General features: G+C 74.4%; 22 protein-coding genes. 12 read left to right on the top strand and 10 right to left on the bottom strand.

Annotated elements, in window-relative coordinates; all coding sequences use genetic code 11:
- Nucleotides 1-286: 286 nt before the first annotated feature.
- Nucleotides 287-1735 carry an RNB domain-containing ribonuclease gene (locus tag I3F58_RS05700; RefSeq protein WP_240107106.1) on the bottom strand — a complete coding sequence of 483 codons (1449 nt, stop codon included), beginning with the start codon at nt 1733-1735 and terminating at the stop codon, nt 287-289.
- A 167-nt stretch (nt 1736-1902) separates the two neighbouring features.
- Here I3F58_RS05700 and yaaA point away from each other — a divergent pair, with 167 nt between their 5' ends.
- Nucleotides 1903-2685 (top strand): peroxide stress protein YaaA, encoded by a 783-nt coding sequence (gene yaaA, locus I3F58_RS05695; protein ID WP_240107104.1) that lies wholly within the window; start codon nt 1903-1905, stop codon nt 2683-2685.
- A 17-nt stretch (nt 2686-2702) separates the two neighbouring features.
- Here yaaA and I3F58_RS05690 read toward each other — a convergent pair whose 3' ends face one another.
- From I3F58_RS05690 to I3F58_RS05675, 4 genes are read right to left on the bottom strand one after another with little or no spacing between them, the layout of a single operon-like run.
- The gene (locus tag I3F58_RS05690; RefSeq protein WP_240107102.1) at nt 2703-3569 is read right to left on the bottom strand and encodes a GNAT family N-acetyltransferase; all 867 of its coding nucleotides are present in this window, start codon (nt 3567-3569) and stop codon (nt 2703-2705) included.
- A complete protein-coding gene (locus I3F58_RS05685) occupies nt 3566-4948 on the bottom strand; it encodes a bifunctional RNase H/acid phosphatase (protein ID WP_240107100.1) in 1383 nt (460 codons plus the stop codon). Before I3F58_RS05685 ends, I3F58_RS05690 begins: the two co-directional genes overlap by 4 nt.
- Nucleotides 4948-5691: a zinc ribbon domain-containing protein gene (locus I3F58_RS05680; protein WP_240107209.1), complete on the bottom strand. Its 744-nt coding sequence runs from the start codon at nt 5689-5691 to the stop codon at nt 4948-4950. The genes I3F58_RS05685 and I3F58_RS05680 overlap by 1 nt, the downstream gene beginning before the upstream one ends.
- Nucleotides 5688-6518 (bottom strand): Nif3-like dinuclear metal center hexameric protein, encoded by an 831-nt coding sequence (locus I3F58_RS05675; RefSeq protein ID WP_240107099.1) that lies wholly within the window; start codon nt 6516-6518, stop codon nt 5688-5690. The genes I3F58_RS05680 and I3F58_RS05675 overlap by 4 nt, the downstream gene beginning before the upstream one ends.
- 741 nt (nt 6519-7259) lie before the next feature.
- On the opposite strand from I3F58_RS05675, the gene I3F58_RS05670 reads away from it, so the two are divergent.
- On the top strand, nt 7260-8432 hold the full coding sequence (locus I3F58_RS05670; RefSeq protein ID WP_240107097.1) for a hypothetical protein: 1173 nt from the start codon (nt 7260-7262) through the stop codon (nt 8430-8432).
- Between the two features lie 302 nt (nt 8433-8734).
- On the opposite strand, the gene I3F58_RS05665 is transcribed toward I3F58_RS05670, so the two are convergent.
- Nucleotides 8735-9376, bottom strand: a complete 642-nt coding sequence (locus I3F58_RS05665; protein ID WP_240107096.1) for a MerR family transcriptional regulator — start codon at nt 9374-9376, stop codon at nt 8735-8737.
- Between the two features lie 120 nt (nt 9377-9496).
- On the opposite strand from I3F58_RS05665, the gene I3F58_RS05660 reads away from it, so the two are divergent.
- A complete protein-coding gene (locus I3F58_RS05660; protein ID WP_240107095.1) occupies nt 9497-10018 on the top strand; it encodes a DUF4188 domain-containing protein in 522 nt (173 codons plus the stop codon).
- A 21-nt stretch (nt 10019-10039) separates the two neighbouring features.
- On the opposite strand, the gene I3F58_RS05655 is transcribed toward I3F58_RS05660, so the two are convergent.
- Nucleotides 10040-11485, bottom strand: a complete 1446-nt coding sequence (locus I3F58_RS05655) for an MFS transporter (RefSeq protein ID WP_374207910.1) — start codon at nt 11483-11485, stop codon at nt 10040-10042.
- Nucleotides 11486-11709: 224 nt separating this feature from the next.
- Between I3F58_RS05655 and I3F58_RS05650 the strand changes: the two genes are divergently transcribed.
- From I3F58_RS05650 to I3F58_RS05620, 7 genes are all read left to right on the top strand, one after another.
- Nucleotides 11710-13029 (top strand): MFS transporter, encoded by a 1320-nt coding sequence (locus tag I3F58_RS05650; RefSeq protein WP_240107092.1) that lies wholly within the window; start codon nt 11710-11712, stop codon nt 13027-13029.
- Nucleotides 13026-15077, top strand: coding sequence for a S9 family peptidase (locus I3F58_RS05645; RefSeq protein ID WP_240107091.1), 2052 nt, complete (start codon nt 13026-13028; stop codon nt 15075-15077). Before I3F58_RS05650 ends, I3F58_RS05645 begins: the two co-directional genes overlap by 4 nt.
- Before the next feature lie 173 nt (nt 15078-15250).
- Complete coding sequence (locus I3F58_RS05640) at nt 15251-17200, top strand: RiPP maturation radical SAM C-methyltransferase (RefSeq protein ID WP_240107090.1); 1950 nt, start codon at nt 15251-15253, stop codon at nt 17198-17200.
- Between the two features lie 31 nt (nt 17201-17231).
- Nucleotides 17232-17882, top strand: a complete 651-nt coding sequence (locus tag I3F58_RS05635; protein WP_240107089.1) for a DUF5825 family protein — start codon at nt 17232-17234, stop codon at nt 17880-17882.
- An 81-nt stretch (nt 17883-17963) separates the two neighbouring features.
- A complete protein-coding gene (locus I3F58_RS05630) occupies nt 17964-18629 on the top strand; it encodes a class I SAM-dependent methyltransferase (protein WP_240107088.1) in 666 nt (221 codons plus the stop codon).
- 66 nt (nt 18630-18695) lie between these two features.
- Nucleotides 18696-19556, top strand: coding sequence for an N-acetylmuramoyl-L-alanine amidase (locus I3F58_RS05625; RefSeq protein WP_240107208.1), 861 nt, complete (start codon nt 18696-18698; stop codon nt 19554-19556).
- Between the two features lie 98 nt (nt 19557-19654).
- Nucleotides 19655-20512 carry a hypothetical protein gene (locus I3F58_RS05620; RefSeq protein ID WP_240107087.1) on the top strand — a complete coding sequence of 286 codons (858 nt, stop codon included), beginning with the start codon at nt 19655-19657 and terminating at the stop codon, nt 20510-20512.
- Nucleotides 20513-20718: 206 nt separating this feature from the next.
- Here the strand turns inward: I3F58_RS05620 and I3F58_RS05615 are convergent, their stop codons facing one another.
- The 3 genes from I3F58_RS05615 to I3F58_RS05605 are packed head-to-tail and all read right to left on the bottom strand — an operon-like array spanning nt 20719 to nt 23985.
- The gene (locus I3F58_RS05615) at nt 20719-21792 is read right to left on the bottom strand and encodes a prenyltransferase (protein WP_240107086.1); all 1074 of its coding nucleotides are present in this window, start codon (nt 21790-21792) and stop codon (nt 20719-20721) included.
- A complete protein-coding gene (locus tag I3F58_RS05610; RefSeq protein WP_240107085.1) occupies nt 21789-22535 on the bottom strand; it encodes a class I SAM-dependent methyltransferase in 747 nt (248 codons plus the stop codon). Before I3F58_RS05610 ends, I3F58_RS05615 begins: the two co-directional genes overlap by 4 nt.
- 31 nt (nt 22536-22566) lie before the next feature.
- A complete protein-coding gene (locus I3F58_RS05605) occupies nt 22567-23985 on the bottom strand; it encodes a glycosyltransferase family 4 protein (RefSeq protein ID WP_240107084.1) in 1419 nt (472 codons plus the stop codon).
- A gap of 195 nt (nt 23986-24180) precedes the next feature.
- Here I3F58_RS05605 and I3F58_RS05600 point away from each other — a divergent pair, with 195 nt between their 5' ends.
- Nucleotides 24181-24771: a TetR family transcriptional regulator gene (locus I3F58_RS05600; RefSeq protein ID WP_240107082.1), complete on the top strand. Its 591-nt coding sequence runs from the start codon at nt 24181-24183 to the stop codon at nt 24769-24771.
- Nucleotides 24772-24948: 177 nt separating this feature from the next.
- Nucleotides 24949-26220, top strand: a complete 1272-nt coding sequence (locus tag I3F58_RS05595; RefSeq protein WP_240107080.1) for a prenyltransferase/squalene oxidase repeat-containing protein — start codon at nt 24949-24951, stop codon at nt 26218-26220.
- Nucleotides 26221-26230: the final 10 nt, after the last annotated feature.

Raw genomic sequence — 26230 nt, 5'->3', positions numbered from 1 at the left:
GGATCTGGCTGACGTCGTCCGCATGGTCCCGTCCGGCGGTGGTGTCACGACGATCTCCGCCTCGACGAGCTCCGCTCGGAAGCCCTCCGGCGTGTCCAGTGCCAGGAAGCCCTCAGCAGGACGTCGTCCGCCTGCGCGAGCGAAGAATGTGCCGTGGCAGCCATGTCCCGCTCCTTCCTTGGTCGCTGCTCGGACTGGGACATCGCCGCACCCACCGTCCGTGAGAACGGAGCCTTTCCCATCTCCCGCCCGCTCTCCCCCTGCCCCCGAACCCGGCGGGCCGCGGTCACGCCGGGACGAAGCGGGCCTTCTCGCGGCCCGGGAAGGCCGCGGTGAGGCGGACCTCCAGGCGTTCGGCCAGGGGCAGGGGTTCGGAGGCGGACCGGCTGTCGACGCGGGCGATGACCGCCGGGTCCGATAGGTGGACCGTGCCGGTCGTCGGGTCGTCGTCGCGGACGTCCACGACGACGCCCGCGAAGACCTCGCCCACCCGGTCCATCAGGAGGGCCGCCTCCACGAGGTCGAGGCATTCACGCTCCACGCGGTTGGCGCGGCGGGTGCCCTCGGCCATCCGGCGGGGCAGGCCGGGGAGCGCGGTCCGCACCCACTCGGGCGGTTCGGCGCCCGCGGCGGCCGCGACGCACAGTTCGCCCGCGTAGCGGTCGACGAGGCGGCGCAGCGGGGCCGTGCAGTGGGTGTACTCGTCGGCGACGGCGGCGTGCAGGGCGGGGACGGGCAGGTTGCCGTCCGTGAAGACCGTGTAGCCGGCGCCGCGCAGCAGGGCCGTGCAGTCCTGGAGGAACGCGGCGTTCCGGGGCTCGTCCGGGTCCAGGGAGCGCAGCAGGGCCGCGTACGAGACGTGATGCGGCCAGTCGACGCCCAGTGCCTGCGCGGAGCGCCGCAGCCGGGCCACGGCGCCGGACGGGGCCGTGGGGAGGGTGCGGAGGATGCCGGTGCCCGCGGCCGTCATGAGGTCCGCCGCGGCCATGCCGGTGAGCAGGCTGATCTGTGCGTTCCAGGCGTCCGCGGGGCGGGGTGGGCGGAATGCCAGGTGGTAGCCGCCGTCGCGCTCGGTGATCTCCTGCTCGGGCACGCGCAGGGAGATGCCGCCACGCTCGGCCTCCAGCCCCTCCCGCAGCCTGCCGATGTCGCGGAGCAGCGCCACCGGTTCCTCGGCCGTACCCGTGTCGGTCTGCTGCTGCACCGTCGCGTAGTCGAGGCGGGCGCGCGAGCGGACCAGTGCGCGGTGCACCTCGGTCGCGACCCGGCGCCCGTACGCGTCCAGGTCGATGCGCCACAGCAGCGCGGGCACGCTCTGCGACGGCAGCAGGCTGGCCGCGCCCTCGGACAGGACCGGCGGGTGCAGCGGGACGCGGCCGTCGGGGAAGTACAGGGTCGTGACCCTGCGGTGCGCCTCCGCGTCGACCGCGCCGCCGGGCGTGACGAACGCGGCGACATCCGCGATCGCGTAGTGCACCCGGTAACCGCCGTCCGCGCGGCGGGCCAGGTGCATGGCCTGGTCGAGGTCCCGGGAGCCGGGCGGGTCGACGGTGAACAGCGGCAGGTCCGTGGCGTCCCGCGCGGGCAGCCGCGGGGCCTTCGCGGCTGCCTCCGCCTCGGCCAGGACGGTCTCGGGGAAACCGCGCGGCACGTCGAGCTCGGCGCGCAGGCCGCGCAGGGCGACCCCCAGGGGTGCCTCGGCGGCGCCGGTCACATGGAGGTGGCGACGGGGCATAACGCGAGCGTAGGCCCGGGGTGGGGGTACGGCATGTCGGGCTGCCCTCCGTGTGGTGCGTGGTCGTCGTGCGGGGTTTGTACGCTGGCGGGCGGCGCCCCTGCCGGGAGGCTCGGGGCGCCGTGGGGGCCGCACCCCCGCCCGCGTACGTACGAAGGAGACACACCGTGCTTGTCCTGTTGCCGCCCTCGGAAGGCAAGGCCGCCTCCGGGCGGGGTGCGCCGCTCGCACCGGAGGGACTGTCGCTGCCGGGGCTCGCGGAGGCGCGGGCGGCCGTGCTGGCCGAGCTGGTCGAGCTGTGCGCGGGCGACGAGGAGAAGGCACGCGAGGTGCTGGGCCTGAGCGAGGGGCTGCGCGGGGAGGTCGCCAAGAACGCCAGGCTGCTCGGCGCCGGGGCGCGGCCCGCCGGGGAGATCTACACCGGGGTGCTGTACGACGCGCTGGGCCTCGCCACGCTCGACGCGGCGGCCCGGAAGCGCGCCCGGGAGTCGCTGCTGGTGTTCTCGGGGCTGTGGGGCGCGGTGCGGGTCGACGACCGGATCCCGTCGTACCGCTGTTCCATGGGCGTGAGGCTGCCCGGGCTGGGGGCGCTCGGCGCGTACTGGCGCGGGCCCATGGCGGCGGCCATGCCGGAGGCCGCCGGGGACGGTCTGGTGCTGGACCTGCGCTCGTCGGCGTACGCGGCGGCGTGGCGGCCGAAGGGCGAGGTGGCCGGGCGGACGGCGACCGTCCGCGTGCTGCACGCGCCGACGCGGAAGGTGGTCAGCCACTTCAACAAGGCCACCAAGGGGCGGATCGTGCGGAGTCTGCTGGAGGCCGGGGCCGCGCCGTCCGAGCCCGGCGAGCTGGTCGAGGTGCTGCGCGGGCTGGGGTACGTCGTCGAGGCCGAGGCGCCCGCCCGGGGCGGGAAGCCCTGGTCGCTGGACGTGCTGGTGGAACAGGTGCACTGACTGCCGGACGGTGTGCCTCAGGCGAAGTCGATGTCCACGTGGTGGCCCAGCAGGCGGTAGCCGAGGCGTTCGTACAGGGCGTTGCTCGTGGGGTTCGCCGCGTCCGCGAACAGCAGTACCTGCCGGGCGCCCGCGGTGAGGGCCGACCTGGTGGCCGCGGCGGTGGCGGCGGCGCCGTAGCCGCGCCCGCGGCACTCACGCGGGGTGTAGACGGGGCCGACACGGGACTGGCCGGCCACCACGAGTGAGTGTGCCGCCATCGACACGGGACGACCGTCCGCCTCCCACAGGTACAGGCCCCCGTTCGCGATGCGGCGGGTTACGTGGGCCGTGAAGTCCGTGTCCGGGCCGGTCTCCTGGCCCGTGTCGGCGATGAAGGCGCGCATCCATGCGGCCGCCATCGGCACGTCCCCGGGCGTGGCGCGGCGCCCGGTGCCGGGCGGCGCGGGCCGGGGCGGGGCGAGCTCGGCCAGTCTCAGGAGCCGGAGGCGGAAGGCCACGGCCCAGGTGCGGGGCGCGTCGTCCGTCCAGGTCTCCGCGAACGCCTGGGCCGAGCCGTCGACACCCTTGACGCCCGTCAGGTCCGCGCCAGTGAGCCGCAGCGCGACCGCGAGTTCCCGCGCGGCGCGGTCCGGCATGGGGCCGAGCAGCGGCGGGGACGGCGGCGTGTACACGAACGCGGCCTCGACCGGGCCGCCATCCGTCGCCCGCCACCATCCGAAGCGCGGGTCCCCGCCCCCGTACGACCGCGGGCCGTGGACGCGCAGGTTCTCGGCGGTGGTGAGCAGGGCGGTGCAGCGGGCCGGGTGGCTCTCCAGGTAGGCGGCGGCCTGCCGCTGGAACGCCGTGACGTCGTAGGAGAGTTCCCAGCCGGCTGTCGTCATGTGCGCCGCTCCCCCGCTCGCAGGTGGGACGTGTCGTTCAGGAGCCGTACGGAGGTGTTGCCGTCCCGGTAGTACGCGATGACCGAGATCGACGCGGCCGACAGCTCCATGCGGAACAGTGCCTCCGGCGGGGCACCGAGGGCCAGCCGCACCAGGGTCTTGATCGGCGTGACATGGGTGACCAGCAGGACCGTGCGGCCCGCGTAGCGCTCCGTCAGGCGGTCGCGGGCGGCGGCGACCCGGCGGGACACGGCCGCGAACGACTCGCCGCCGGGGGGTGCGGCCTTCGGGGACGCCAGCCAGGCGTCCAGTTCCTCGGGGTGGCGTTCGCGGGCCTCGGCGAAGGTCAGGCCCTCCCAGGCGCCGAAATCGGCCTCGCGCAGACCCTCCTCGATCCGTACGTCCAGGCCGAGGCGGGCGGCGACGGTCTGGGCGGTCTGGCGGCAGCGGAGGAGGGGCGAGGCGACGATGTCCTGGACGGTGCCGCGCGCGGCGAGCATCTCGGCGGCGGCCTCGGCCTGGTGGCGGCCGGCCTCGGACAGCTCCGGGTCCGTGCCGCCGCTGCCGGAGAACCGCTTCTGCGGGGTGAGGAGGGTCTCGCCGTGGCGGAGCAGGACGAAGGTGGCGGGTTCGCCGAGGTCGGGGGCGGCGGCCCATCCGACGGTGGGCCGCCGCCGGGGCTCGTCGCGGCTGAGGGGCGGGCCGGGTTCGGCCCCCTCGGGGGTGCCGCCGTGCCCGCCCTCTCCCGCGTTCTCGGCCTCGACCGGCCAGGGGGAACCCCCGTCGCGCACGGCGGCGGGAGTACCCGTGGCGGCGGCAGCGGCGGACCCGGCCGCGCCTGCGGCCGTGGCCAGGGCCGCACGGGCCTTCGCCGCGCCTGCCGTGGCGTCGCCGACCACCCGGGCCGCCGCCGCGTCCAGGGCCGCGCGGGAGGTGGACGGGGTCCACTGGGCGCCCCGGCGGCCCGCGTCCATGGCCTCGTTCGCGAGGCGGTCGGCGTGCTTGTTCCGGGCGCGGGGGATCCACTCGTACGAGACCCGGTCCGCCGGGAAGACCCGCGCCGCCTCCGCCGCCAGCGGCTTCATGTCCGGGTGCTTGATCTTCCAGCGGCCGGACATCTGCTCGACGACCAGCTTGGAGTCCATGCGGACCCGGACCGTCGCCTCCGGCGCCAGTTCGCGGGCAGCGCGCAGGCCGGCGAGGAGGCCCTTGTACTCGGCCACGTTGTTGGTGGCGACGCCGATGTACTCGGCCGTCTCCACCAGGGCCTCCCCCGAGACCGGGTCCAGGACCACCGCGCCGTAACCGGCGGGGCCCGGGTTGCCCCGGGAGCCGCCGTCGGCCTCGACGATCAGCTCACGCGGCGCGAGCCCGTCCATCAGAGGCCAGAGTCCGGGGTGCGGACCAGGATGCGGCGGCAGTTCTCACACCGGACGACGGTGTCGGCCGCGGCCGCGCGGACCTCGTTCAGCTCCGTGATGTTGAGCTCGATGTGGCAGCCCTCGCAGCGGCGCTGGTACAGGCGGGCCGCACCCACCCCACCCTGCTGCTCGCGGATCTTCTCGTACAGCTTCATCAGGTCCGCCGGGACCGAATCCGCCACGAGCGCGCGCTCCTTGGCGACCGAGGCCGCCTCGCCGTCCAGCTCCTCCTGCGCCTTGTCGCGGCGGCCCGTCGCGTCGTCGGCCTTCGCCTGCACGGAGGCGACGCGCTCGGTCAGCTCGTTCACCCGCTCCTGCGCGGACTCCCGGCGCTCCATGACCTCCAGGACGACGTCCTCAAGGTCCGCCTGGCGCTTGGAAAGCGACACGATCTCCTTCTGGAGGCTCTCCAGGTCCTTCGGGGAGGTGATCGCGCCCGAGTCCAGCCGCTGCTGGTCGCGGGCGGCGCGCTGACGGACCTGGTCGACGTCCTGCTCGGCCTTGGTCTGCTCGCGGGCGCAGTCGCTCTCCTCCGTCTGCGCGGCGACCAGCAGGTCGCGGAGCTGGGTGAGGTCCTTGGTCAGCGACTCGATCTCGGCGTGCTCCGGCAGCGTGCGGCGCTTGTGGGCCAGCTGGGACAGACGGGTGTCCAGGGCCTGGACGTCGAGGAGGCGGATCTGGTCGGCGGGCGCGGCGTTCAGTTGGGGGCTCCAGAGGTGGTTGAAGGTGACGTGTGGTGGGCGGCCCACGGGTCGGTGACCGTCGTGGAGACGTGCACCCGCAGGTTCCAGCCGTTGCGGTCGGAGATCGCGTCGAGCTGCGCGGCGGCGAGTTCGCACCAGGGCCACTCGGTGGCCCAGTGGGCGGCGTCGACGAGGCCGAGCGGGGAGTGCTGGGTGGCCTCGGAGGCCGGGTGGTGGCGCAGGTCGGCGGTGAGGAACGCGTCGACACCCGCCGCGCGGACCGCGTCGAAGAGGCTGTCGCCGGAGCCGCCGCTGACGGCGACGCGGTGCACGGTCGCGTCCAGGTCGCCGGCGACGCGGATGCCCTGTGCGGTCGCGGGGAGCCGGCTCGCCGCCCGGGCGGCGAACTCGCGGAGGGTCACCGGGTGGTCCAGCTCGCAGACGCGGCCGAGGCCGTTCTCCGGCACGAGCGGGCCCGTCACGCGCAGGTCCAGTGCGCCCGCGAGGGCGTCGGAGACTCCGGGGTCGGCGGTGTCGGCGTTGGTGTGCGCGACGTGGAGCGCGATGTCGTGCTTGATGAGGGTGTGCACGACGCGGCCCTTGAACGTGGCCGCCGAGACCGTGGTCGTGCCGCGCAGGTAGAGGGGGTGGTGGGTGACGATCAGCTCGGCGCCGAGCCTGACCGCCTCCTCCGCGATCTCCTGGACCGGGTCCACGGCGAACAGGACGCGGGTCACTTCGGCGTCGGGCTCGCCGCAGACGGTGCCCACGGCGTCCCACTGTTCGGCCCGCTCGGGGGGCCAGAGGGCGTCGAGCTCGGCAAGGACTTCAGACAGACGTGGCACGCGACAAGGCTACCTGGGGGGAACGCCGCGCTGTTCTGGCGGGCGCACACCCTGCGCCCGGCCCCGCGCCCCCGGGCAGGGCCGCGTCCACGGGGCGCGGGCGGGGTCCGCGAGGAGGTGCGCGGCGCGCACGGGGCCGTGGGTCAGGCCACGGTGCCCGGGCGCCCTGACCCGCGCCCAGGTTGTCGGCCTCGTTCGGGCGGGGCACCCGTCGCCCCGTCGGAACGGCTGCCCGCAGCGAGGCGCCGTCACGGCGCCGGGCGCGGGCTGTCACGCTGCCGCGCGGGACGGCCACGGCCCGAACCGCCCCGGCTCGGCGTCCGTGCCCTTGGTCGCGGTCTTCTCGCGGGCCTGACCGGAGTCCGCACCGGCCCCGGGCCGTGGACTGCTCGCCGCCCGAGGCGGCGCAGGCGGGCGTCGACGGCCCCTTTCCTCCGCGCACGCGCCGCGGGCGGGGAGAGGCAGCACGGACGGCGGGGGCGGCGACGCCACCGCGGCACCGGGAAGGTGGCCGCACGGACACGGGCGGGCCTCTGGCAGGGCACGGAAGCGGGCAGCACCCGGACGGTCGAGTTCCACCGAGGCGTGCCTTGCCTCACTCACCGCTGTCCACCCCAGCACACACGCCCCTTCCCTCACAGCCGAACCCGAACACCGCCACCCTTACGTGTGAAGCGGGTGGGCTCGCGTTGTTCGGGTGGAAGTGCGAAAACTAGCTTCAGTGGCCGGAGGTGACGAGCGATGACCGCCTGTGCCATCGAGGCCGCCGCGCAGGAAGACGACGGCGCGGCCGGCCGACCGGAGTTGACGATCGCCGCGGACGGCTCCTACGCCGCCCGGCTGGCCGGGGAGGGCGAGGCCCTGTTCCCGGAGCGCTGGACGCTGGACGGACCGGAGCCCTACGCGGTGCCGCTGCCCCTGGAACAGCCGGAGGAGCGGGACACGCAGGTGCTGCCGCTCATCGACGGGCGCGTGCTGATCGGGCGGCGGGTGGCGGGGCGGTTCGCGTTCTCGCTGCTCTACCCGACCGGGCCCGGCACGGGTGAGCTGCCGCTGGGGGCGATCGAGGCGGAGCATGTACGGCTGCTGCCGCCGTCGCCGGACGGGCTCGGCGCCTTCGCGCTGGCGGCAGGTGAACGGTCGACCGCCGTGTGGCAGGTGGCGGGTGGCGCGTTCGGGCCCGAGCATGTCGCGGAGGTGCGGGGGCGGTGCACGGGCGGGGTGTGGCTGGACCGGTCGGGGCGGCTGCTGGCGCTGGACCGGGAGCCGGACGGCGGAGGGCCCGTCAAGGCCGTGGCGGTCGATCTGGAGCGGGGCGGGGAGGTCACGCCGCTGCTCCAGATCACCGACGAAAGCCATGACCGGCTGGTGCTGGCCGACCCCGACAGCGGACTGCTGCTGATCCGGTCCGATGCCCCGTCGCCGGGTCAGGAGCGGCTGGGGTGGGGTGTGCTGGGCAGCATGCGTCCGGTGCGGTTCCCGGAGAGCCTGCGGGCGGGGGACGCGCTGATGACGCCGTTCGCGGTGCAGCCCGGTCAGATGCTGACGCCGGAGGGGTGCGCGGTGGCGCTGCGGATGGACACGGCGGCGGGCAGCTGGATCGGTGTGTGGCGTCCGGCGGCCCGTCGGCTGGTACAGCTCCCGGCGCCCGAGGGGTGGCTGGCCGGTACGGGGACGTGGACCCCGGAGGGGGTGCTGCGACTGCCGTACGCGACGGCCTCGGTGCCGTGCGGGCTGGCCCTCGTCGAGGGCGTCGCGGAGGCTCTCGTACCGGACGTACCGGCTTCCCCTCCGCCTCTCGAACCGGAGGAAGTCGCAGGTGGGAACCGTTCCGACAGGCCCGCGGCGCCCACCGCGTGCAGGCCGGTGCCCTTGCAGCAGGCGCCCCTCACCGGCCGCACGGCCCCCGGTTAGACTCACGGGCCGCACATCAACAGCGATCACGACGGGGTGACTTCACCACATGTCTGAAGCCAGCACCGACACGACCCAGGCGACTCGTCCGCAGGGGGACGCCGGCGGCTCCGGAAAACACCGCGGAGGCCCGGCGTCGTCCGAGGACACGTCGAACCGGCCGCACGGCCGTCACCGCCGGCAGCCCGAACAGGGCAGCACCGCGGCCTGACAGCCCACGGTCCACGGAAGGGGCCGCCCGGGAGACCCCCGGGCGGCCCCTTCCGCCGCCTCGGCCGCCCCCACGTGCCGCGCGCGGCACCTCAGAGGCCGTGGCGGCGGTACGTCTCCTCCTCCTGCGCGAGGCGGTGCAGGGCGGTCAGCACCGGCTCGAAGAGGACCGCCCCCACGACCGCGGTCTCCACCCTCTCCGTCTCCGTCGGACACCGCTCCAGCCCGTCGTGGTCCCGGACCGCCACCTGATGCATCAGCCGGGCGTACGGCTCCAGCATGTCCGCGTCGCACGGATAGCCGAGCCGGTCGAGTGCGGCCAGCAGCGCAACCAGCGAGCGGTACACCGGCGACAGTTCGCCCATCTCCCGGGCGGACGCCCAGCCGAGAGCCGCCAGCAGCCGGTCCACCTGGACCCGCGCCTCCGTCACCCCCTGCGCGCCCTCCTCCGGCTCGGGCCCCTGTGGCAGGGCCCACATCGCGGCGCCCAGCCGGACGGCGCCGCCCAGCGACTCGTCGTCGGCATGGCCCAGCACCTCGCGCACCTTCGCCACCGGCAGGCCGCCGACCTGGATCAGCGCGCGCACCAGGCGCAGCCGCCGCAGGTGCTCCTCCTCGTACTCCGCGGTCGTCGCCGAGACCCGGCGGCCGGGCGGCAGCAGGCCCTCCCGCAGGTAGTACTTGATCGTCGCGGTCGACACACCGCTCCGCCCGCTCAGTTCGGCCAGCCGCATCCCTTGCACCTTCTGTCGGAGAGTGCCACTATCCAAGCATCCCGCCATTGGAGAGTTCCGCTATCCAATAGCGACGTACCGCGCGTTTCCGCTGTCCGTCACCACGATCGGAGGCCGCACGTGCTCCGCCGCCGACCTGTCCCGGGCCACACCACGGCCGCCGCCGAAGGCGACGCCGTGGTCCTGCTGATCGGGATGCGCATCAACCACTTCTGGGCGCCGCACGCCTGGCTGCCCGTCATGCTCGGCATGCCGCGCATGCTGCGCGAGCTGAGCAAGGACCCCTCCCGGGGGCTCCTCTGGCATGTCCTGCTGACCGCGTCCCCGCGCACGTACTACGTGGTCCAGTACTGGGAGTCCAAGGAGAAGCTCTACGCCTACGCCACGGACCCGGCACTGAAGCACCACAAGGCCTGGGCCGCCTTCAACCGCAGACTGCGCGGCGACAGCACGAAGTCCGGGCGGCATGTGGGGCTGTGGCACGAGACGTATGTCGCCGCCCAGGGGGCGTACGAGTCGATCTACTTCGACATGCCTCCGTTCGGGCTCGCCGGCGCCACCGGTGTCCTGCCGCTCGAACGCCGTGGCCGACGGGCCGCCGACCGCTTCGCGTACCGGTCCCGGACCGAGAAGGCCGGGTGACACCCGGGCGGCCCCCGGGGGTCAGGCGCCCCGGGGGGCGTCCGCCGCCGGGCGCGGCAGCCACACCAGCATCATCAGCGCCGCCGCCAGCAGGACGAACGTGCCGGTGCGGAACGCCAGGGCGTAGCCCGCCGTCAGCGCCTCCGCGCCGGTGCCGCCCGCCGTGCGGGACGCGGCGACCGTCGCCAGCACCGCCAGGCCGACCGCGCCGCCCATGGTGCGGGAGGTGTTGGTCAGGCCCGACACCAGGCCCGCGTCGCCCGGGGCGGCGCCCGCTGTGGCGAGGGAGGCGAGCGGGGTGAGGGCCAGCCCGACACCCGTCATCATGAGGACGCCCGGGACCAGGATGGAGGTGACGTACGGGCCGTTGACGGCCATCGTCGACTGCCACGCGAAGCCGGCCGCCGCCAGCAGGGCGCCGCACACCGCGAGCCGCCGCGCCCCGAGCCGCGGGATGAGATGGGGTGCCAGCTTGGAGCCGACGATGATGCTGACCGAGCTGGGAACGAGCGCAAGACCCGCTCTCAGGGGGCCGTAGCCGAGCACGTTCTGGGCGTACAGGGTCATGAAGAACCACGAGCTGAAGGTCGACGAACTGATGACGAGAAGCGAGGCGTTGGCCGCCGAGACCGCCCGTGAGCGGAACACCTTCAGCGGCATCAGCGGCTCGCGCGTGCGGGACTCCACGGCGGTGAACGCCGCGAGGAGGGCCAGTCCGGCGAGGAGCGGCAGGGCGGCGCGGGGGTCCGTCCAGCCGGTCCGCTCGGTCTGCACGATGCCGTACGCGAACGAGGCGAGACCGCCGGTGACGAGCACCGCGCCGGGCAGGTCCAGCCGCCGGCCGCCGCCCGTGCGCACCTCACGGACCCATACGGCGGCGGCGACCAGCACGAGCACGCCGACCGGGACATTGATCAGCAGCACCCAGCGCCAGTTCAGGAAGTCCGTGAGGATCCCGCCGACCAGTCCGCCCGCCGCGCCGCCGCCCGCGCCGACCGCCGCCCAGGTGCCGATGGCCCTCGTCCTGGCGGGGCCCTCCGGCACGGCGCTGGCGACCAGGGTGAGCGTCGCCGGGGACAGCACGGCCCCGCCCAGGCCCTGAGCCGCCCGCGCGGCGAGCAACTGCCAGCCCTCCTGAGCGAGTCCGCCCGCGACGGAGGCCGCTGTGAAGAGGCCGAGGCCGAGCAGGAACATCCGCTTCTGGCCGTAGAGGTCGGCCGCCCTGCCACCGAGCAGCATGAAGCCGGAGAAGGCGATCGCATAGGCGTTCACCACCCACTGGAGCGCCGCTGCCGACATGGCGAACTCGGCCCGCACGGACGGCAGGGCCACGTTCACCACGGACACGTCCAGCACGACCAGGAACGTCCCGGCGCAGGCGACGAGCACCACCGCCCAGGGGCGGGCGGGGCGCCGGGCGGATCTCGGGTCGGTCGACGGCGGGGCGTCCGTGTGGGGTTGCGGCATAGCCGTCATGGTCGCAGAGGCCGTGTACCCCGTACACGCGCGGCCCGGGCCGGTTCGCTTCGCGATTCCTTCACTCCATGGGGTTGTGAGCACAGAATCCGACCGTTAGCGTTCCAACTCGCTCACATACGCTCATTCACGAGTCATAGAACGCATGCACTTGCTCGAACTCTGAACCATCCGACCAGGGGACAGCTTGTGACGACGCGCACGCGGACGTTCCTGTGAGAACCGCGGCTCCCCCGCCGCCCGCAACGGGCCGGAGAGGATCCGGGGACTTCAGGCTTTTCTGGTGCGCGAACACGACGGACACCCTCGGTACCCAGACCTCCGGGCTCGCCCTGCCGCTGCTGCTGCTGGCGCTGGGCGAATCCCCCGCCGTGGTCGGCACCGTGGCCGGGGTGGCCATGGGCCTGGGCATCCTTGTGGGACCGTTCGCGGCCGTCCTGGCCGACCGCGGCGCGCGCAAGCGGGTCATGGTCCTGTGCGCGCTCGCCTCGGCCGGGGCCATGGGATCCGTGGCCGCCGCGGCGGCACTGGACCGGCTGACGCTCGGGCATCTGCTGGCCGCGCTGCTGGCCGAGCGGACCGCGACGGCCTGCCAGGAGGCCGCCGCGGCGGGCACGGTGGCGGCGGTCGTCCCCCCGGACCGCTACCCGCACGCCGTCTCGCGCCTCCAGGCCGGGGAGCAGCTCGCGCTCGTCGCCGGGCCGGTGCTGGGCGGGGTGCTGTTCCAGCTCTCCCGCTGGCTGCCGTTCCTGGCGGACGCGGTGTCGTACGCGGTGTCGGCGCTGTGCGTGTCCGCGATGCGGTCGGATCTGCGGCCCGCGGACGGCCGGGGTGGTGCAGGGGACCCGAAGCGCCCGGCGGACGGGCCGTCGACGGGCCGGCCGGAGGGTTCGGAGGGCGCCGCGCCCGGGACTGCGCCGCGCGGGCGGGCGCTGCTCGTCGAGCTGGGCGCGGGGCTGTCGTTGGCGCGGCGGACGCCGCTGCTGCGACTGGTCCTGCTCTGGTCGGTCGTGATGAGCGGGGTGCTCTCCGCGCTCGGGTTCGGGACGATCTTCACGCTGCGGGGCGCGGGGGCGGGGGGCGTCACCGTCGGCGCGGTCCTCGCCGTCGCCGGGGCCGCGGGACTCGCCGGGGCGCTGGCCGCTCCCCGGCTGGCGCGGGCCCTGCCCGGGGCCCGGCTGGTGGTGACCGTCACCTGTCTGCTCGTGCCGCTGGCGGCACTGCTCGCCGCCACCGGCCGGGTCTGGGTGTACGGCCTGCTGTTCGGGGCGATCGCGCTGCTGCTGCCGGGAGCCACGGTCGTCCTGCAGGCCCGGGCCGTACGGGTGATCCCGCCCCGGCTCCAGGCCCGTACCGGGACGGTGCTGACCACCGCGACCGGGCTGTCGGCGGCCCTCGCGCCCGTCGCGGCGGGTGCGCTCGCCTCGCTGGGCGGCGCGGTGTGGGTGCCGCTGGGCTGCGCCGCCGTGCTCGCCGCGCTGGCGGTCCGGACGGCTGCCGTGGCGCCGCGGCTGCTGAGGAGGGGGACGCCGTGACGGTACGGCCGCCTGCGGAGGAGTCCGGATACCGCGTGTACCGGGCCGTTCTGCCCGAGGTCTGCCCGGCGGACCCCACACGGATGGTGCTCACCGCCGACGCCGGGGGCCGCTGCGAGGTCTTCGCGTACGACTCCGTGCGCGGCGTGAGCCGTCAGGTCACCGACCGGCCGCACGGCACCGCGTACTGCACGGTCGACGCGGACGGGGCGGTGTGGTGGTTCGACGAGGACCTGGCGGGGCGCGGCACATGGCGGGTGCAGGCCTTCCACGGCGGCCCGGACCTGCCCGCGCTGCCGCCCGTGCCCGCGGGCACGTCCCGGGGGCTCGCCATCAACGGATCGGGCCTGGTGGCGGCGGGGGTGGGCGGCCCCGAGGGCCTCACCGTCTGGCTCGGCCACCGGGGCGGCCCGGCGCGCCCGGTGTTCCGGGGACCCGGCCCGTTACGTCTGTCCGGCCTCTCCCCTGACGGCGCCCTGCTGGCCGTGAGCGGCCCGGCGGCCGGGCGGGACGCGGTGACGGTGATGACGTCGGGCGGCGAGGTGACGGCCCGGCTCGGGGGCGGCGGGGACGGCCATGGCCCTCGTGGCGGCGGGATCGGCGAACGCGACGGCCGTGCGGGCCCGGACGGCCGCCGCGGGGGACGCGCCGAGGGCGGCGGGAAGCACGTCGGCAGCGGGCTTCCGGGCGGCGACGGCCGTGACCGAGGCGGTTCCGGGGGCCGTGGCCACGGGGCTGGGAGGCGTGTGTGGGCGGCGGGGTTCGCGCCGCACCCGGGGAACGCGAACGAGCTGCTGCTGGTCGTCGAGGACGGCGCCTCCTACCGGCTGGCCTCGTGGACACCGCTCGACGGACTCCGGCGGCACGACTGGTGCGGAGGGTTCGACACCGAGGTCGGCGTCCGGTGGTACCCGGACGCGCGGCGGGTCCTTGTGCGGCAGGAGCGGTTCGGGCGCAGCCGGCTCCTGGCCGTCGACCTGGAGGGCCGCACCGTCACGACGCTGGCCACCCCGCCCGGCTCCGTCCCGGACGCCGCGCCCCGCCCCGGCGGCGTCGTCCACTACCTGTGGACCGACAGCGCCACCCCGCCCCGCCCCCGCGTGCTCGCCCCGGACTCCACTGCGGCGACCGCGCCCGCGCCGCCGCCGGTGCTCGGCACCTTCCCGGAGTCCGTCCCCGGCCGTCACCGCGAGCTGTGGACACCCGGCCCCGACGGGGACGTCCACACGCTGCTCAGCCTCCCCGAACGCCGCCCCGGCGCGCGCCCCGCGCCCCTGGTGTTCCTGGTGCACGGCGGGCCCGCCGACCACGACCGGGACGCCTACGACGGCATCGTCCACTCCCTCGTCGCCTCCGGCCTCGGTGTCGCCCGCGTCAACTACCGGGGCTCCACCGGCTACGGGCCCCGCTGGCGTTCCGCGTTCCGCGAGGGCGTCGGCCTGACCCAGGTGAACGACCTGGCAGCCGTCCGCGCCGACCTGCTGCGCCGCGGCCTCGCCCCCGCCGACGCCATCGGGCTGTGGGGCACCTCGTGGGGCGGCTACCTGACGCTCCTCGCGCTCGGGACGCGGCCGGGCCTCTGGCAGGCGGGCGTCGCCGTCAAGCCGATCGCGGACCTCGTCGCGGCCCACCGCCATGGTCTCCCCGCGCTGCGGGCGCTCGACGAGCGGCTGTTCGGGGGCACTCCCGACCAGCTCCCGGACCTCTACGCGCGCAGCTCGCCCGCACGGTACGCCGCCGAGGTCACCGCGCCCGTGCTGGTGGTGGCCGCCAGCCAGGACGCCAAGTGCCCGCCGCAGCAGGTCCGGAGCTATCTCGGCGCACTGCGCGACGCGGGCGTGCCGCACGAATCCCTGTGGCTGGAGTCCGGCCACGACGGCTTCCGGGGCGCGGACCACGTGGCCGTGCTGCGCCGCGCCCTGGAGTTCCTGCACGCCCACCTGGGCGCCCGACAGGCTCCCCGTCCCGGCCGGGACGGGGCCGGACCGACCGTACCGAGAGGAGGCAGTGCCCATGCAGAAGGACGTCATCCACAACAACCCGCTTGAGGACGACGAGGAGAACCGCAAGCCCGGCATCAGCATCACCATCACGGTTCCGTTCCGCAACGCGGAGGAGGAGCAGGAGAGCTGATCCGCCCGCCGGGCCCGGCGCGTGTACCGCACCGGGCCCGGCCCCGCCTGCCGTCCGCCCCCCGCCCACGATGCCCGAGGAGCCGCCCATGCGGGTGCTGCTGGTCAACATGCCCTGGTCCCCCATCGACGTGCCGTCACTCGCGCTGGGCATCCTCCGGCGCTGCGCCACCGAACACCGCCCGGACATCACGGCCGAGGTGTTCCACGCGAACCTCGCCTACACGGACTGGATCACCGAGCGCGGCGCGTTCGGAAAGGAGGACTACGAGTACTACTCGCTCTCCTCCTACTTCCTCGGCTGCGGCGACTGGGTGTTCTCCTCCGCGCTGTACGACGACCCGGGCTGGCGGACCGCGGAGTTCACGGAGGCGATGCGGGACACGCTCAGCGAGGAACGGATGCGCATGAGCCACGAACTGCACCGCTCCGCACCGGAGTTCGTGGAGCTGGTGGCCCGGGAGATCGTCGGCCGCGCCCCGGACGTGGTCGGCTTCTCCTCCACGTTCCAGCAGAACACCGCCGCGCTGGCCGCCGCCAAGTACGTCAAGCGGCTCGCCCCGCACATCGTCACCGTCATGGGCGGGGCGAACTGCGACGCCGAGCAGGGCGCGGCCGTGCACCGCAACTTCCCGTTCGTCGACTACGTCGTACGGGGTGAGGGCGAGGTCGCGTTCCCGCGGCTGCTGTCCGCGCTGGACCGGACAGAAGAGGCGGAACGGGCGGTCGCCGACAGCCTCCGGGCCGTCCCGGGCCTGTGCTGGCGCGCCGCCGACGGGACCTCGCACGCGAACGCGATGGCCACCGCCCCGCTGCCGCCCGCCGCTATCAGATCCCCCGACTACAGCGGCTACTTCGAGCGCCTGGCCACCTCCGCCGCGCGCCACTGGGTGGAGCCGAAACTGGTGGTGGAGGGCGCCAGGGGCTGCTGGTGGGGCGAGAAGCACCACTGCACGTTCTGCGGACTGAACGGCTCGTTCATGGAGTTCCGCAGCAAGAGCCCGGACCGGTTCTACGAGGAGATCACCGAACTGGCCCGCGAGCACCGGGTCCTGGACATGTACGTCGTCGACAACATCCTCGACATGGGATACGTGCGGACCGTGCTGCCGCGGATCGTGGAGAGCGGCTACGACCTGCGGCTGCACATCGAGATCAAGGCCAACATGCGCCGCGACCAGCTCCAGGCCCTGGCCGACGCCGGGATGATCTACGTCCAGCCGGGCATCGAGAGCCTCAACAGCCGGGTCCTCGACCTGATGGACAAGGGCGTGAGCGGCTGCCAGAACGTCCGGATGCTGCGGGACGGCGCCGAGACGGGGCTGTCCGTCTCCTGGAACTACCTGCACGGCTTCCCGGACGAGCGCGACGAGGACTACGACCCGGTCATCGCCCAGATCCCGGCGCTGGAGCACCTCAACCCGCCGGTGGACCTGTCGGCCCGGATCGCCATCGAGCGGTTCAGCCCCTACTTCAAGCGACCCGAACTGGGCTACGGGGAAGGCGAACTGCGCCCCGACACGCACTACCGCTTCACCTACGACCTGCCCGAGCGGGAGCTGTACGACCTCGCGTACGTCTTCGAGGCACCGGACCGGGGCATCGGCGCCGCCACGACGAAGCGGCTCAACCACGCGCTCAAGGCCTGGCGCGAGGCGTATCCGGGCAGCCGCCTCACGCACGCCGATCTGGGCGACCGGATCGTGCTGGTCAGCCGCCGCCGGGCGTTCGGCTGGCGGACGCGGGAGCTGACCGACCCGGTCGAGCTGGCGGTGTTCCGGCTGCTGGACCAGCCGCACAGCCCGGGCGCGCTGGCCCGCAAGGCCGGGGAGCGGCTGGCGGGGACGGGCCCGGACGAGGCGGCCGTGCGGGCGCTGCTGGAGCGGTGGCTGGGGTGGGGCCTGGTGTTCACGGACGGCGGCCAGTACGTGCAGGTCGCCCCGGCGGCGGTCAACGAGGACCTGCTGCGGCTGGAGTTCATGCGGCGGGCGCACGCGGAGGAGGAGGGCCGGGACCCCGCCGCTCTGCCGGTCTCCTGACGTACCCGTATCCCGACGAGAAGGGGAAGCGATGAGCGCCACCGTCACCGCATGGCGGGACTACGAGCGGGAGGCCGCGGACCTGCCCGGCATGTTCCTGGGCGAGCTGGACGCGGCGGGACCGGCGGCCGAGGCGGCCGACCGGCTGTGGCGGGCCGGGGCGCGCCGGGTGCGGCTGCCCGGCCCGGTGGACCTGCGCGGTCCGCACGAAGAGGCGGCGGCCTGGCAGGCCGTGCGCGCGCTGTGCCTGGTGCGCGACCTGACGGCCGCCGCCGTGTATGTCGAGTGGGACCTGCGGCTCCCGCGTGACGGGGACGGTGAGGCCTGGCGGACGCTCTGCCACCTCCAGCCGCCGATGTCGCTGACCGGGCCGCCCGACCCCGAAGGAGCGCTGGCCACCTGGCGGGACCAGCACTACCTGTGCAAGTGCCTCTGGCGGCAGGGGCCCGGTTTCGTGCAGATCCGGGACCGCCGCTGGGACGCGCTGCACCGCTTCACCGTGCCCGAGCCGGAGTACCGGGAGGCCATCGGACTGCTCGTGGACGGCGCGCGGGCGGACGCGGTACCGAAGGCGGTCCTGGACGACTTCCGCGCGGAGCGGCTGGTCGGCGAGGTGGGGCCGCTGGTGTGGTGGCTGCCGTACCGGGTGCGGCGCTGGATCCAGGAGGCGATGGCCATCTGAGACCGCCGGGACGGGGTGAGGCAGGATGACTCCCACACGCATGTGAGAAGGCCACATGCGTACGATCCGGAGGACCCGCCCATGGCCGCCACGCCGACCGCCCCCACCCCCGCGCCGGAGACGCTCGCCGCGTTCGAGGGCGCGAAGGGCTTCATGCCCGTACGCGAGGGGCTCGCGCTGTACGCGGCGGCGGTGGAGGCCGGGCGGCTCGGGCTGCCGCTGCTGGAGATCGGGACCTACTGCGGCCGTTCCGCGATCCTGCTGGCGGACGCGGCGCGGGCGTCCGGCACGGTGGCCGTGACCGTGGACCACCACCGGGGCAGCGAGGAGCAGCAGCCGGGCTGGGAGTACCACGACCCGGCCGTGGTCGACCCGCAGGTCGGGCTGATGGACACGCTGCCGACGTTCCGGCGCACCCTGCACGCGGCCGGGCTGGAGCCGTACGTCATCGCGGTCGTGGGGCGCTCGCCGCAGGTGGCGAAGGTGTGGGCGGGCGAGGTGGGGCTGGTCTTCATCGACGGCGGGCACACCGACGAGCACGCGAACGGCGACTACGAGGGCTGGGCGCCACGCGTGGCGGACGGCGGGCTGCTGGTGATCCACGACGTGTTCCCGGACCCGGCGGACGAGTTCACCGGCCAGGCACCGTACCGGGTCTACCGGCGGGCGCTGGAGTCCGGGGCGTTCACGGAGGTCTCCGCGACGGACTCGCTGCGTGTCCTGCGCCGCACCGGCCCGGGACTGTGATCCGGAACCCTTAGGCTCGGGCAGGTGTCCGACCACGATCACGTTCAGGTGAAGAAGCCCGCTCTGGTGGCCGCCGCGGTCACCGTGCCGCTGGCAGGCGCCGTGCTCGCCGGCTGGCTGGTGTGGACGCCGTCCGACGGTACCGAGGCGCCTTCCGCCGCGGCCTCATCCGGTGCGGTCCCATCCGCCTCATCCGTTTCTCCTCTCCCGCTCTCGCCTTCCGCCTCTCCCGAAAAGGCGCCGCCCCTCACCGGGAAGGTCGTCGTCATCGACCCAGGTCACAATCCGGGGAACTTTCAGCACTCCCGGGAGATCAACAAGACGGTGGATATCGGCACCAACCGCAAGGAGTGCGATACGACGGGAACGGCCGCCCGGGACGGCTACACCGAGGCCGCCTTCACGCTCGACGTCTCCCATCGGCTCCGTGACCTCCTGGAGGAGCGGGGCGCCACCGTCGTCCTCACCCACGACGCCGACCGCCCCTTCGGCCCGTGCATCGACGAGCGGGCCCGGATCGGCAACGAGGCGGGCGGCGGCCGGGGGGCCGACGCTGTGGTGTCCGTCCACGCCGACGGCTCGGCGGCCGGCCACCGTGGCTTCCATGTGATTCTTCCCGCCCAGGTCAAGGCGGGTTCCGCGGATACCGCACCGATCGTCGGCCCGTCCCGTACGCTCGGGGAGCGCATCGCCGCCGAGTTCGCCCGCGTGACCGGTTCCCGGCCCGCCAACTACCTTGGCGGCGGAACCGGGTTGGACGTGCGGAAGGACCTCGGCGGGCTCAACCTGTCCACCGTTCCCAAGGTGTTCGTCGAGTGCGGCAACATGCGGGACCCGGACGACGCCGCGTCGCTGGAGGACCCGGGGTGGCGGGGGAAGGCGGCGCGGGGTATCGCGGACGGCATCACCACCTACCTGCGCGGGTAGGTCCGACGGACGATACATTCGTCCGTACGATGGGGCCGCCCCCGTGACTTCGCGCCACCCCTCATGACGACGAGACGAACCGACAAAGGACTTTTCACGTGAACATCCGCTCTCTCACACGAGGCGACGGCGTGGTGATCGGAGCAGCGGTGGTGCTGTTCATCGCCTCGTTCCTCAGCCAGATCAGCGTCGACTGCGGCGGGGCCAACTGCCAGACCTTCAACGCCTGGGACAGCCTCGGCCGTCTGATGAGCATCTACATCGCCGGCATCATCGGCGCGGTCCTCATCGTCGTCGCGCGGGCCATGCCGGGCCGCAAGGTGGTGAACCTGGACCTGGGCCAGTTCGGAGTGGCGTTCTCCGTCTTCTCGCTGTGGACCGCCTTCTGGACCATCATCGACACGCCGTCCGCCGGTGCCGGCATGATCCTGGGCCTGCTCGCCACGATCGCGCTGGCCGCGGGGGCCGTGGCCTCCCCGATGGTGGCCGCCCTGAAGGCGCCGCTGGTCAGCGGGGCGCCGAAGCCGGGTGCGGGCGCCGCGCCGCAGCCCTACGGTGCCCAGCCGGGCGCCCAGCCGGGCGGGTACGGGTACCCGGGTGCCGCGGGTGCGCCGACGGCGGCGTACGGCGCGGGTGACGGTACGTCCGGTGGCGGGTACGGGTACCCGGGTGGTGCCGGTGCCCCCGCGGACCCGAACGCGTCCCAGGGCGGGGCGCCGCAGGCCGCGGCGCAGCCGCAGGCGGCGGCACCCGCCGGGGACTTCCAGCCCTTCTGGTTCGCGGTGCCGGTGCAGCGTCCGCTGTACGCGGAGGACGGGTCCTCCACTCCGGTCGCGGACCTGACGCCGGGCAACTGGTACCTCGCGGTGGAGCAGCGGGGTGCGGCGCTGGTGGCGCAGACGCAGGACGGCCGCCGGGGCGTCCTCCAGGACACCACGGGCATCCAGCGCGGCTGAACGCCTCGACGCGGGCCCGCCTCCCTGTGGGGGGCGGGCCTTTCCCGTCCCCGCCCGGACCGCGTCGTCGTGCCGGAACGGTGCTCGCCCTCACGCGCCGGGCGGGCTTGAGGCCGGCCTCTCCGGCTTCTGCCGGGCGGGGGTCCGGGGGCAGCACCCCGGTCCCGGGAAGGAGCGGGTCAGGGGAAGGGCCGCCCCGGCCCCGGTCACCCGCAGCAGTCCGGGCGGAGCCCCGGGGGAAGGCGGTCGCCGCCGAAGACCGCGGTCGTGGCCTCGTGGCCGCCCAGCGCGGCGACGGCCAGCAGCAGCGAGCCCGCCGTCCACGTCGTCAGCTCCTGCGGCCACACCGCCCGGTCGCCCTCGAAGACGTAACCGGTCCAGTAGAGCCCGTCCTCCGCGCGCAGATGCGCGATGTCCCGCAGGATGTCGACCGCCCGGTCGGACTCGCCCATCGCCCACAGCGTCAGCGCCAGTTCGCAGCTCTCGCCGCCCGTCACCCACGGGTTGGGGACCACGCACCGGGCCCCCAGGCCGGGCACCACGAACTCGTCCCACCGGGACTCGATGCGCTTCTTCGCCGCCGCGCCGGTCACCGCGCCGCCGAGGACCGGGTAGTACCAGTCCATCGAGTAGCGGCTCTTGTCGAGGAACCGGTCCTCGTGGTGGGCGATCGCGTGTGCCAGGGCGCCCGTCGCCAGCTCCCAGTCCGGCTGCGGGTCCTCGCGGGTCTCCGCGAGGGCGAGCGCGCAGCGCAGGGCCTGGTGGATGGAGGACGACCCGGTCAGCAGCGCGTCCGTCACGGGCGTGCCGTCCGCCTCCCGCTTCCAGCCGATCTGACCGCCGGGCTGCTGGAGCCGCAGCACGAACTCGACCGCCGCGTACACGACGGGCCACATCCGGTCCAGGAACGTGTCGTCGCCGGTGGACAGGTAGTGGTGCCAGACGCCGACGGCTATGTACGCGCAGAAGTTGGTCTCGCGCGTCAGGTCCGTCGGCCGGTCGGCCTCGCCGTCGTGGTAGGCCGCGTACCAGGAGCCGTCGCCGTTCTGGTGGCGGGCCAGCCAGTCGTAGGCGCGAGCGGCGGCCTCGTGGTGCCCGGCCGCGTCCAGGGCCATCGCGGCCTCGGTGTGGTCCCACGGGTCCAGGTGGTGACCCCGGAACCAGGGGATGGCTCCGCTGTCCCGCTGTACGGCGAGGATCGCCGCGACGGTCTCGGCGGCCTGCCCGGCGGTCAGCACGCCGGGCAGGGTGAGGTGTTCGGTGCGCTCCTGCGAGGTCACTGCGCGGCGCCCGCCGTGGCGTCCGCCGGGAGGTGCGGCTTCGTCGCGTACACCACGAAGCTCTTGCCCATGACGGGGTTCAGTGCCCGTTCCGCGACGCGCGTGGCCAGGGGCTTCTTCATGATGTCCCAGACCAGCAGCTTGTGGTACGCCCGCACGGGCAGCGCCTTGTCGTTGTCCACGCCGAACGCGCACTTCAGCCACCAGTAGGGGGAGTGCAGCGCGTGCGCGTGGTGGGTGCCGTACGGCTTGAGGCCGGCCTCGCGGATCCTGCCGAGCAGTTCGTCCGCCCTGTAGATGCGGATGTGGCCGCCCTCGACCTCGTGGTACGCGTCGGACAGCGTCCAGCAGACCTTCTCGGGGCCGTAGCGCGGGACGGTCACGGCGATCCGGCCGCCGGGCTTCAGGACGCGGACCATCTCCGCGAGGACACCCTTGTCGTCGGGGATGTGCTCCATCACCTCGGAGATGATGACGACGTCGAACGAGGCGTCGGGGAACGGCAGGTTGAGGGCGTCACCCTCCATCGCCGTGGCGGTGGCGCCCGCCGGGGCCTCGCCCGCCTCCTTCATCGCCGCGAACCACTTGGCGACCTCGCGGATCTCCTCCCCGTTCTGGTCGAGCGCGACGACCTGCGCGCCGCGCCGGTAGCACTCGAAGGCGTGCCGGCCGGCTCCGCAGCCCAGGTCGAGCACACGGTCGCCGGGGGCGAGCGGGAAGCGGGTGAAGTCGACGGTCAGCACGGGGACGGCCTGCTTTCGGGGTGGGTCGGGGTTACCGGGGTGACAGGGTGCGGGCGCCGGGGGCCGGGGAGGGTGCCCCGGGGCGTGCACCCGCGTGCGCCGCGGCGACGGCCGCGCGGTAGTGCTCGGCGGTGCCCTCCGCGGCGCGGGCCCAGGTGAACCTGTCCAGCACGCGGGCGCGCCCCGCCGCGCCGAGCCGGGCGCGCAGTTCGTCGCCCCCGGGGCCGAGGAGCCGCCCGAGCGCGGCGGCCAGGGCGCCGGCGTCGCCGGGCGGTACGGCCAGGCAGGTCTCGCCGTCCGGACCCGCGACCTCCGGGATGGCACCGCCCGTGGTGGCGACCAGCGGGGTGCCGGTGGCCATGGCCTCGGCGGCGGGCAGCGAGAAGCCCTCGTACAGGGAGGGGACGCAGGCGACCTGCGCGCCGCGCACGAGGTCGACCAGCTCGCGGTCGCTGACGCCCTTCACGAACCGCACGGCGCCGTCGAGCCCGTACCGCTCGATGGCCTGCGCGACGGGCCCGTCCTCGGCCCGTCGGCCGACGACGACGAGGTGCGCGTCGGGGACCTCGGTGCGCAGCTTGGCGAGCGCCTCGACGAGGAAGACCAGGCCCTTGAGGGGGACGTCGGCGCTGGAGGTGGTGACGATCCGGCCGGGGACCTCGGGTATGGAACGGTCGGGGGACCACAGGTCCGTGTCGGCGCCGATGTGGACGACGTGGACGCGGTCGGCCCGTACGCCGAGGTCGTCGACGATCTCCTGGCGGGAGGAGCCGGAGACGGTGAGCACGGACGGCAGGCGTCGGGCGACCCGCTTCTGCATGCGGGTGAAGGCGTACCAGCGGCGCACGGAGGCGCGGCGTTTCCAGTCCTCGGCGGCCTCCAGTTCCAGTCGCCGGTCGACGGTGATGGGGTGATGGACCGTGGTGACCAGCGGCGCACCGATCGCCCTGGGGCCTCCGAGGAGCCCGTAGCCGAGCGTCTGGTTGTCGTGCACGACGTCGAAGTCGCCCCGGCGGGCGGCCAGCAGGCGGCGGGCGCGGAGGCTGAAGGTCAGCGGCTCGGGGAAGCCGCCGGTCCACATGGTGGCGACCTCGAGCGCGTCGACCCAGTCGCGGTACTCGTCGCGCCCGGGCGTGCGGAAGGGGTCGGGCTGCCGGTAGAGGTCGAGGCTGGGCAGCTCGGTGAGGGTCACGCGGTCGTCGACCGGGTCCAGCACCGGGTACGGCTGGGAGCCGATCACCTCGACGTGGTGGCCGAGCCGGGCCAGTTCCCTGGACAGGTGCCGTACGTAGACGCCCTGGCCGCCGCAGAACGGGTTGCCCTTGTAGGTGAGGAGGGCGATGCGCAGAGGGCGCTCTCCCGCGGACTCGCGGCCGTGATCGAGCGGGGAGGGACCCCCACCGGTGGCCGAGCCCGCACGGGGGCCGGTTTCCATGGCCTCAGCGGTCACTCGCGGCCCCCTTCGGCGTTCGTTTCGGCGGAGCGTAACCGGTGGCGCTAATCTGGAACAAGTTACAGAGTCGAGCGCTCTTGATCTCTCGCGGAGCACTGAATCTACCGGCAGGTAGCGCCGCTGTAAGGGCTGGATCAGGTGATTCGCGCCACGGCGGGAACGGGCCGGTGCGGCACGATCTACGGGGGCCCCATGACAGCGGACGGCAGCCGGGTGATGCCACCCGCCCTCACCGAGCGGCAGGCCGCGCGCCGCCGCCGGATCCTCCAGGCCAGCGCGCGGCTCGCGGCCCGCGGGGGCTTCGACGCGGTCCAGATGAGAGAGGTCGCGGAGGAGGCGGAGGTGGCGCTGGGCACGCTGTACCGCTACTTCCCGTCCAAGATCCACCTGCTGGTCGCGACCATGCAGGACCAGCTCGACGGGCTCCACGCGACGCTCCGCAAGCGCCCGCCGCCCGGGGAGAGCCCGGCGGAACGGGTGGCCGAGACGCTGATGCGCGCGTTCCACGCGTTGCAGCGGGAGCCTCAGCTGGCCGACGCGATGGTCCGGGCGATGATCTTCGCGGACCGCAGTGTCAGCAGCGAGGTCGACTCGGTGTCGCGGCGGACGACGGCGATCATCCTGGACGCGATGGGGGTGGCGGAGCCGTCCGCCGAGCAGCTCGCGGCGGTCCGGGTGATCGAGCACACGTGGCATGCGGCGCTCATCACCTGGCTCTCGGGCCGCGCGTCGATCGCGCAGGTCCGCGTGGACGTGGAGACCGCGTGCCGCCTGATCTCCTGACGGCTCCCTCCCTCGCCCTTCCCGGCCGTGTCGGGTCCGCCGGCTCGGCCGCGTGGAGGCTCCGCCGCGGCCCCCGGCCGAAACCCGGCCCCTCCGGCCGGGTGGGGGAAGCGTCCTCGAACTGACCCGCGGGTAAAGTGACCGCGTCGTCTCACGCCCACGCAAGGGAAAGCCTCCATGAACACCGCCCGCCGCCGCGTCGCCGCGGCCCTCGTCGTCGGCGCCTCGCTCGTCGCGGGCACTCCCGTCGTCGCCCACGCCGACGCCTCCCCCAAGCCCGCGCAGCCCGCCCCGGCCCTGTACGGCACGAAGGACCCGGCGTTCGACGGTGTCTACCGCCAGTCGATGGCCTTCCTGGCCCAGCAGGCCGCGGGTGTCGAGCCCGCCGAGGAGGCCGTCGGCTGGCTGCTCGCCCAGCAGTGCGACAACGGCGCCTTCCCCTCCTACCGCGCCGACACCTCCGCCCCCTGCGCCGCCGACCTGCCCCTCGACAGCAACGCCACCGCCCTCGCCCTCCAGGCCCTGCGCGGTGTCGACAGCCACGAGGACAGGACCGCCAAGGCCATGGAGTCCGCGAAGGGCTGGCTGCGCGGCAGCCAGAACAAGGACGGCGGCTGGGGCTACAACCCCGGCTTCCCCAGCGACGCCAACTCCACCGCCCTCGCCGTCGGCGCCCTCGCCGCGACCGGTGAACAGCCCGGCGAGGTGAAGTCGGCCGACGGCAAGACCCCGTACGACGCGCTGCTCACCTTCGCGATCCCCTGCTCCGCCAAGGACGGCCCCGGCGCCTTCGTCTCCCAGCCCGGAGAGAAGGGCGAACTGAAGCCCAACGAATACGCCACGGCCGGTGCCGTGCTCGGCGGCCTCGGCAAGCACCTGCTCAGCAAGGGCGTCAAGCCCTACCAGGAGCCGAGCTGCGAGGACGCGGACAAGCCCGCCGTCGAGCGGGCCGCCCGCAACGGCGCCGCCCACCTGGTCTCCGCCCTCGGCACCCGGGGTCACCTCCTGCTGCCGCCCATGGCGGGCTCCGAAGCCCCTGCCGACCAGCCGGACATCGGCGGCACCGCCGACGCCGTCGTCGCGCTGAGCGCCGCCGGGCACGGCGACAAGGCGGCCGGCGCTGTCGCCTTCCTGGAGAAGCAGGGCCCGGCCTGGGCCGAGGACGGGGGGCCCGCCGCCTACGCGAAGCTCGTGCTCGCCGCCCGCGCCTCCGGTGCGGACCCCCGGGACTTCGGCGGCACCGACCTCGTACAGGCGCTGAACGCCACCGGGCCGAAGCCCGCGTCCACGCCGGAGCAGCGGGCCGCCGCGAAGGCGGAGTCCGGGAAGAAGGCCCAGGAGGACGAGAACGCCGGGGTCGGCTTCTGGCTGACCATCGGTTCGTTCCTGCTCGCCGGCATCGGGATCGGCTTCCTGCTGAGCGGACGCGGACGCGGCAAGAAGAAGTAAGAAGAAGCAA

Source organism: Streptomyces sp. MUM 203J (genome assembly GCF_022414595.1).
GTDB lineage: Bacteria > Actinomycetota > Actinomycetes > Streptomycetales > Streptomycetaceae > Streptomyces.
The sequence above is the reverse complement of the archived record's forward strand: the minus strand, read 5'-3'. Positions and strand labels throughout refer to the sequence as shown.

Bases quoted from the DNA above. Each gene is read 5' to 3' on its own strand.
- I3F58_RS05665 (WP_240107096.1), bottom strand. From the start codon at position 9,376: ATGCGGCTGGCCGAACTGAGCGGGCGGAGCGGTGTGTCGACCGCGACG.
- I3F58_RS05655 (WP_374207910.1), bottom strand. From the start codon at position 11,485: ATGCCGCAACCCCACACGGACGCCCCGCCGTCGACCGACCCGAGATCC.
- I3F58_RS05595 (WP_240107080.1), top strand. From the start codon at position 24,949: ATGAACACCGCCCGCCGCCGCGTCGCCGCGGCCCTCGTCGTCGGCGCC.
- I3F58_RS05685 (WP_240107100.1), bottom strand. From the start codon at position 4,948: ATGGACGGGCTCGCGCCGCGTGAGCTGATCGTCGAGGCCGACGGCGGC.
- I3F58_RS05600 (WP_240107082.1), top strand. From the start codon at position 24,181: ATGACAGCGGACGGCAGCCGGGTGATGCCACCCGCCCTCACCGAGCGG.
- I3F58_RS05670 (WP_240107097.1), top strand. From the start codon at position 7,260: ATGACCGCCTGTGCCATCGAGGCCGCCGCGCAGGAAGACGACGGCGCG.
- I3F58_RS05640 (WP_240107090.1), top strand. From the start codon at position 15,251: ATGCGGGTGCTGCTGGTCAACATGCCCTGGTCCCCCATCGACGTGCCG.
- I3F58_RS05690 (WP_240107102.1), bottom strand. From the start codon at position 3,569: ATGACGACAGCCGGCTGGGAACTCTCCTACGACGTCACGGCGTTCCAG.
- I3F58_RS05635 (WP_240107089.1), top strand. From the start codon at position 17,232: ATGAGCGCCACCGTCACCGCATGGCGGGACTACGAGCGGGAGGCCGCG.
- I3F58_RS05700 (WP_240107106.1), bottom strand. From the start codon at position 1,735: ATGCCCCGTCGCCACCTCCATGTGACCGGCGCCGCCGAGGCACCCCTG.
- I3F58_RS05630 (WP_240107088.1), top strand. From the start codon at position 17,964: ATGGCCGCCACGCCGACCGCCCCCACCCCCGCGCCGGAGACGCTCGCC.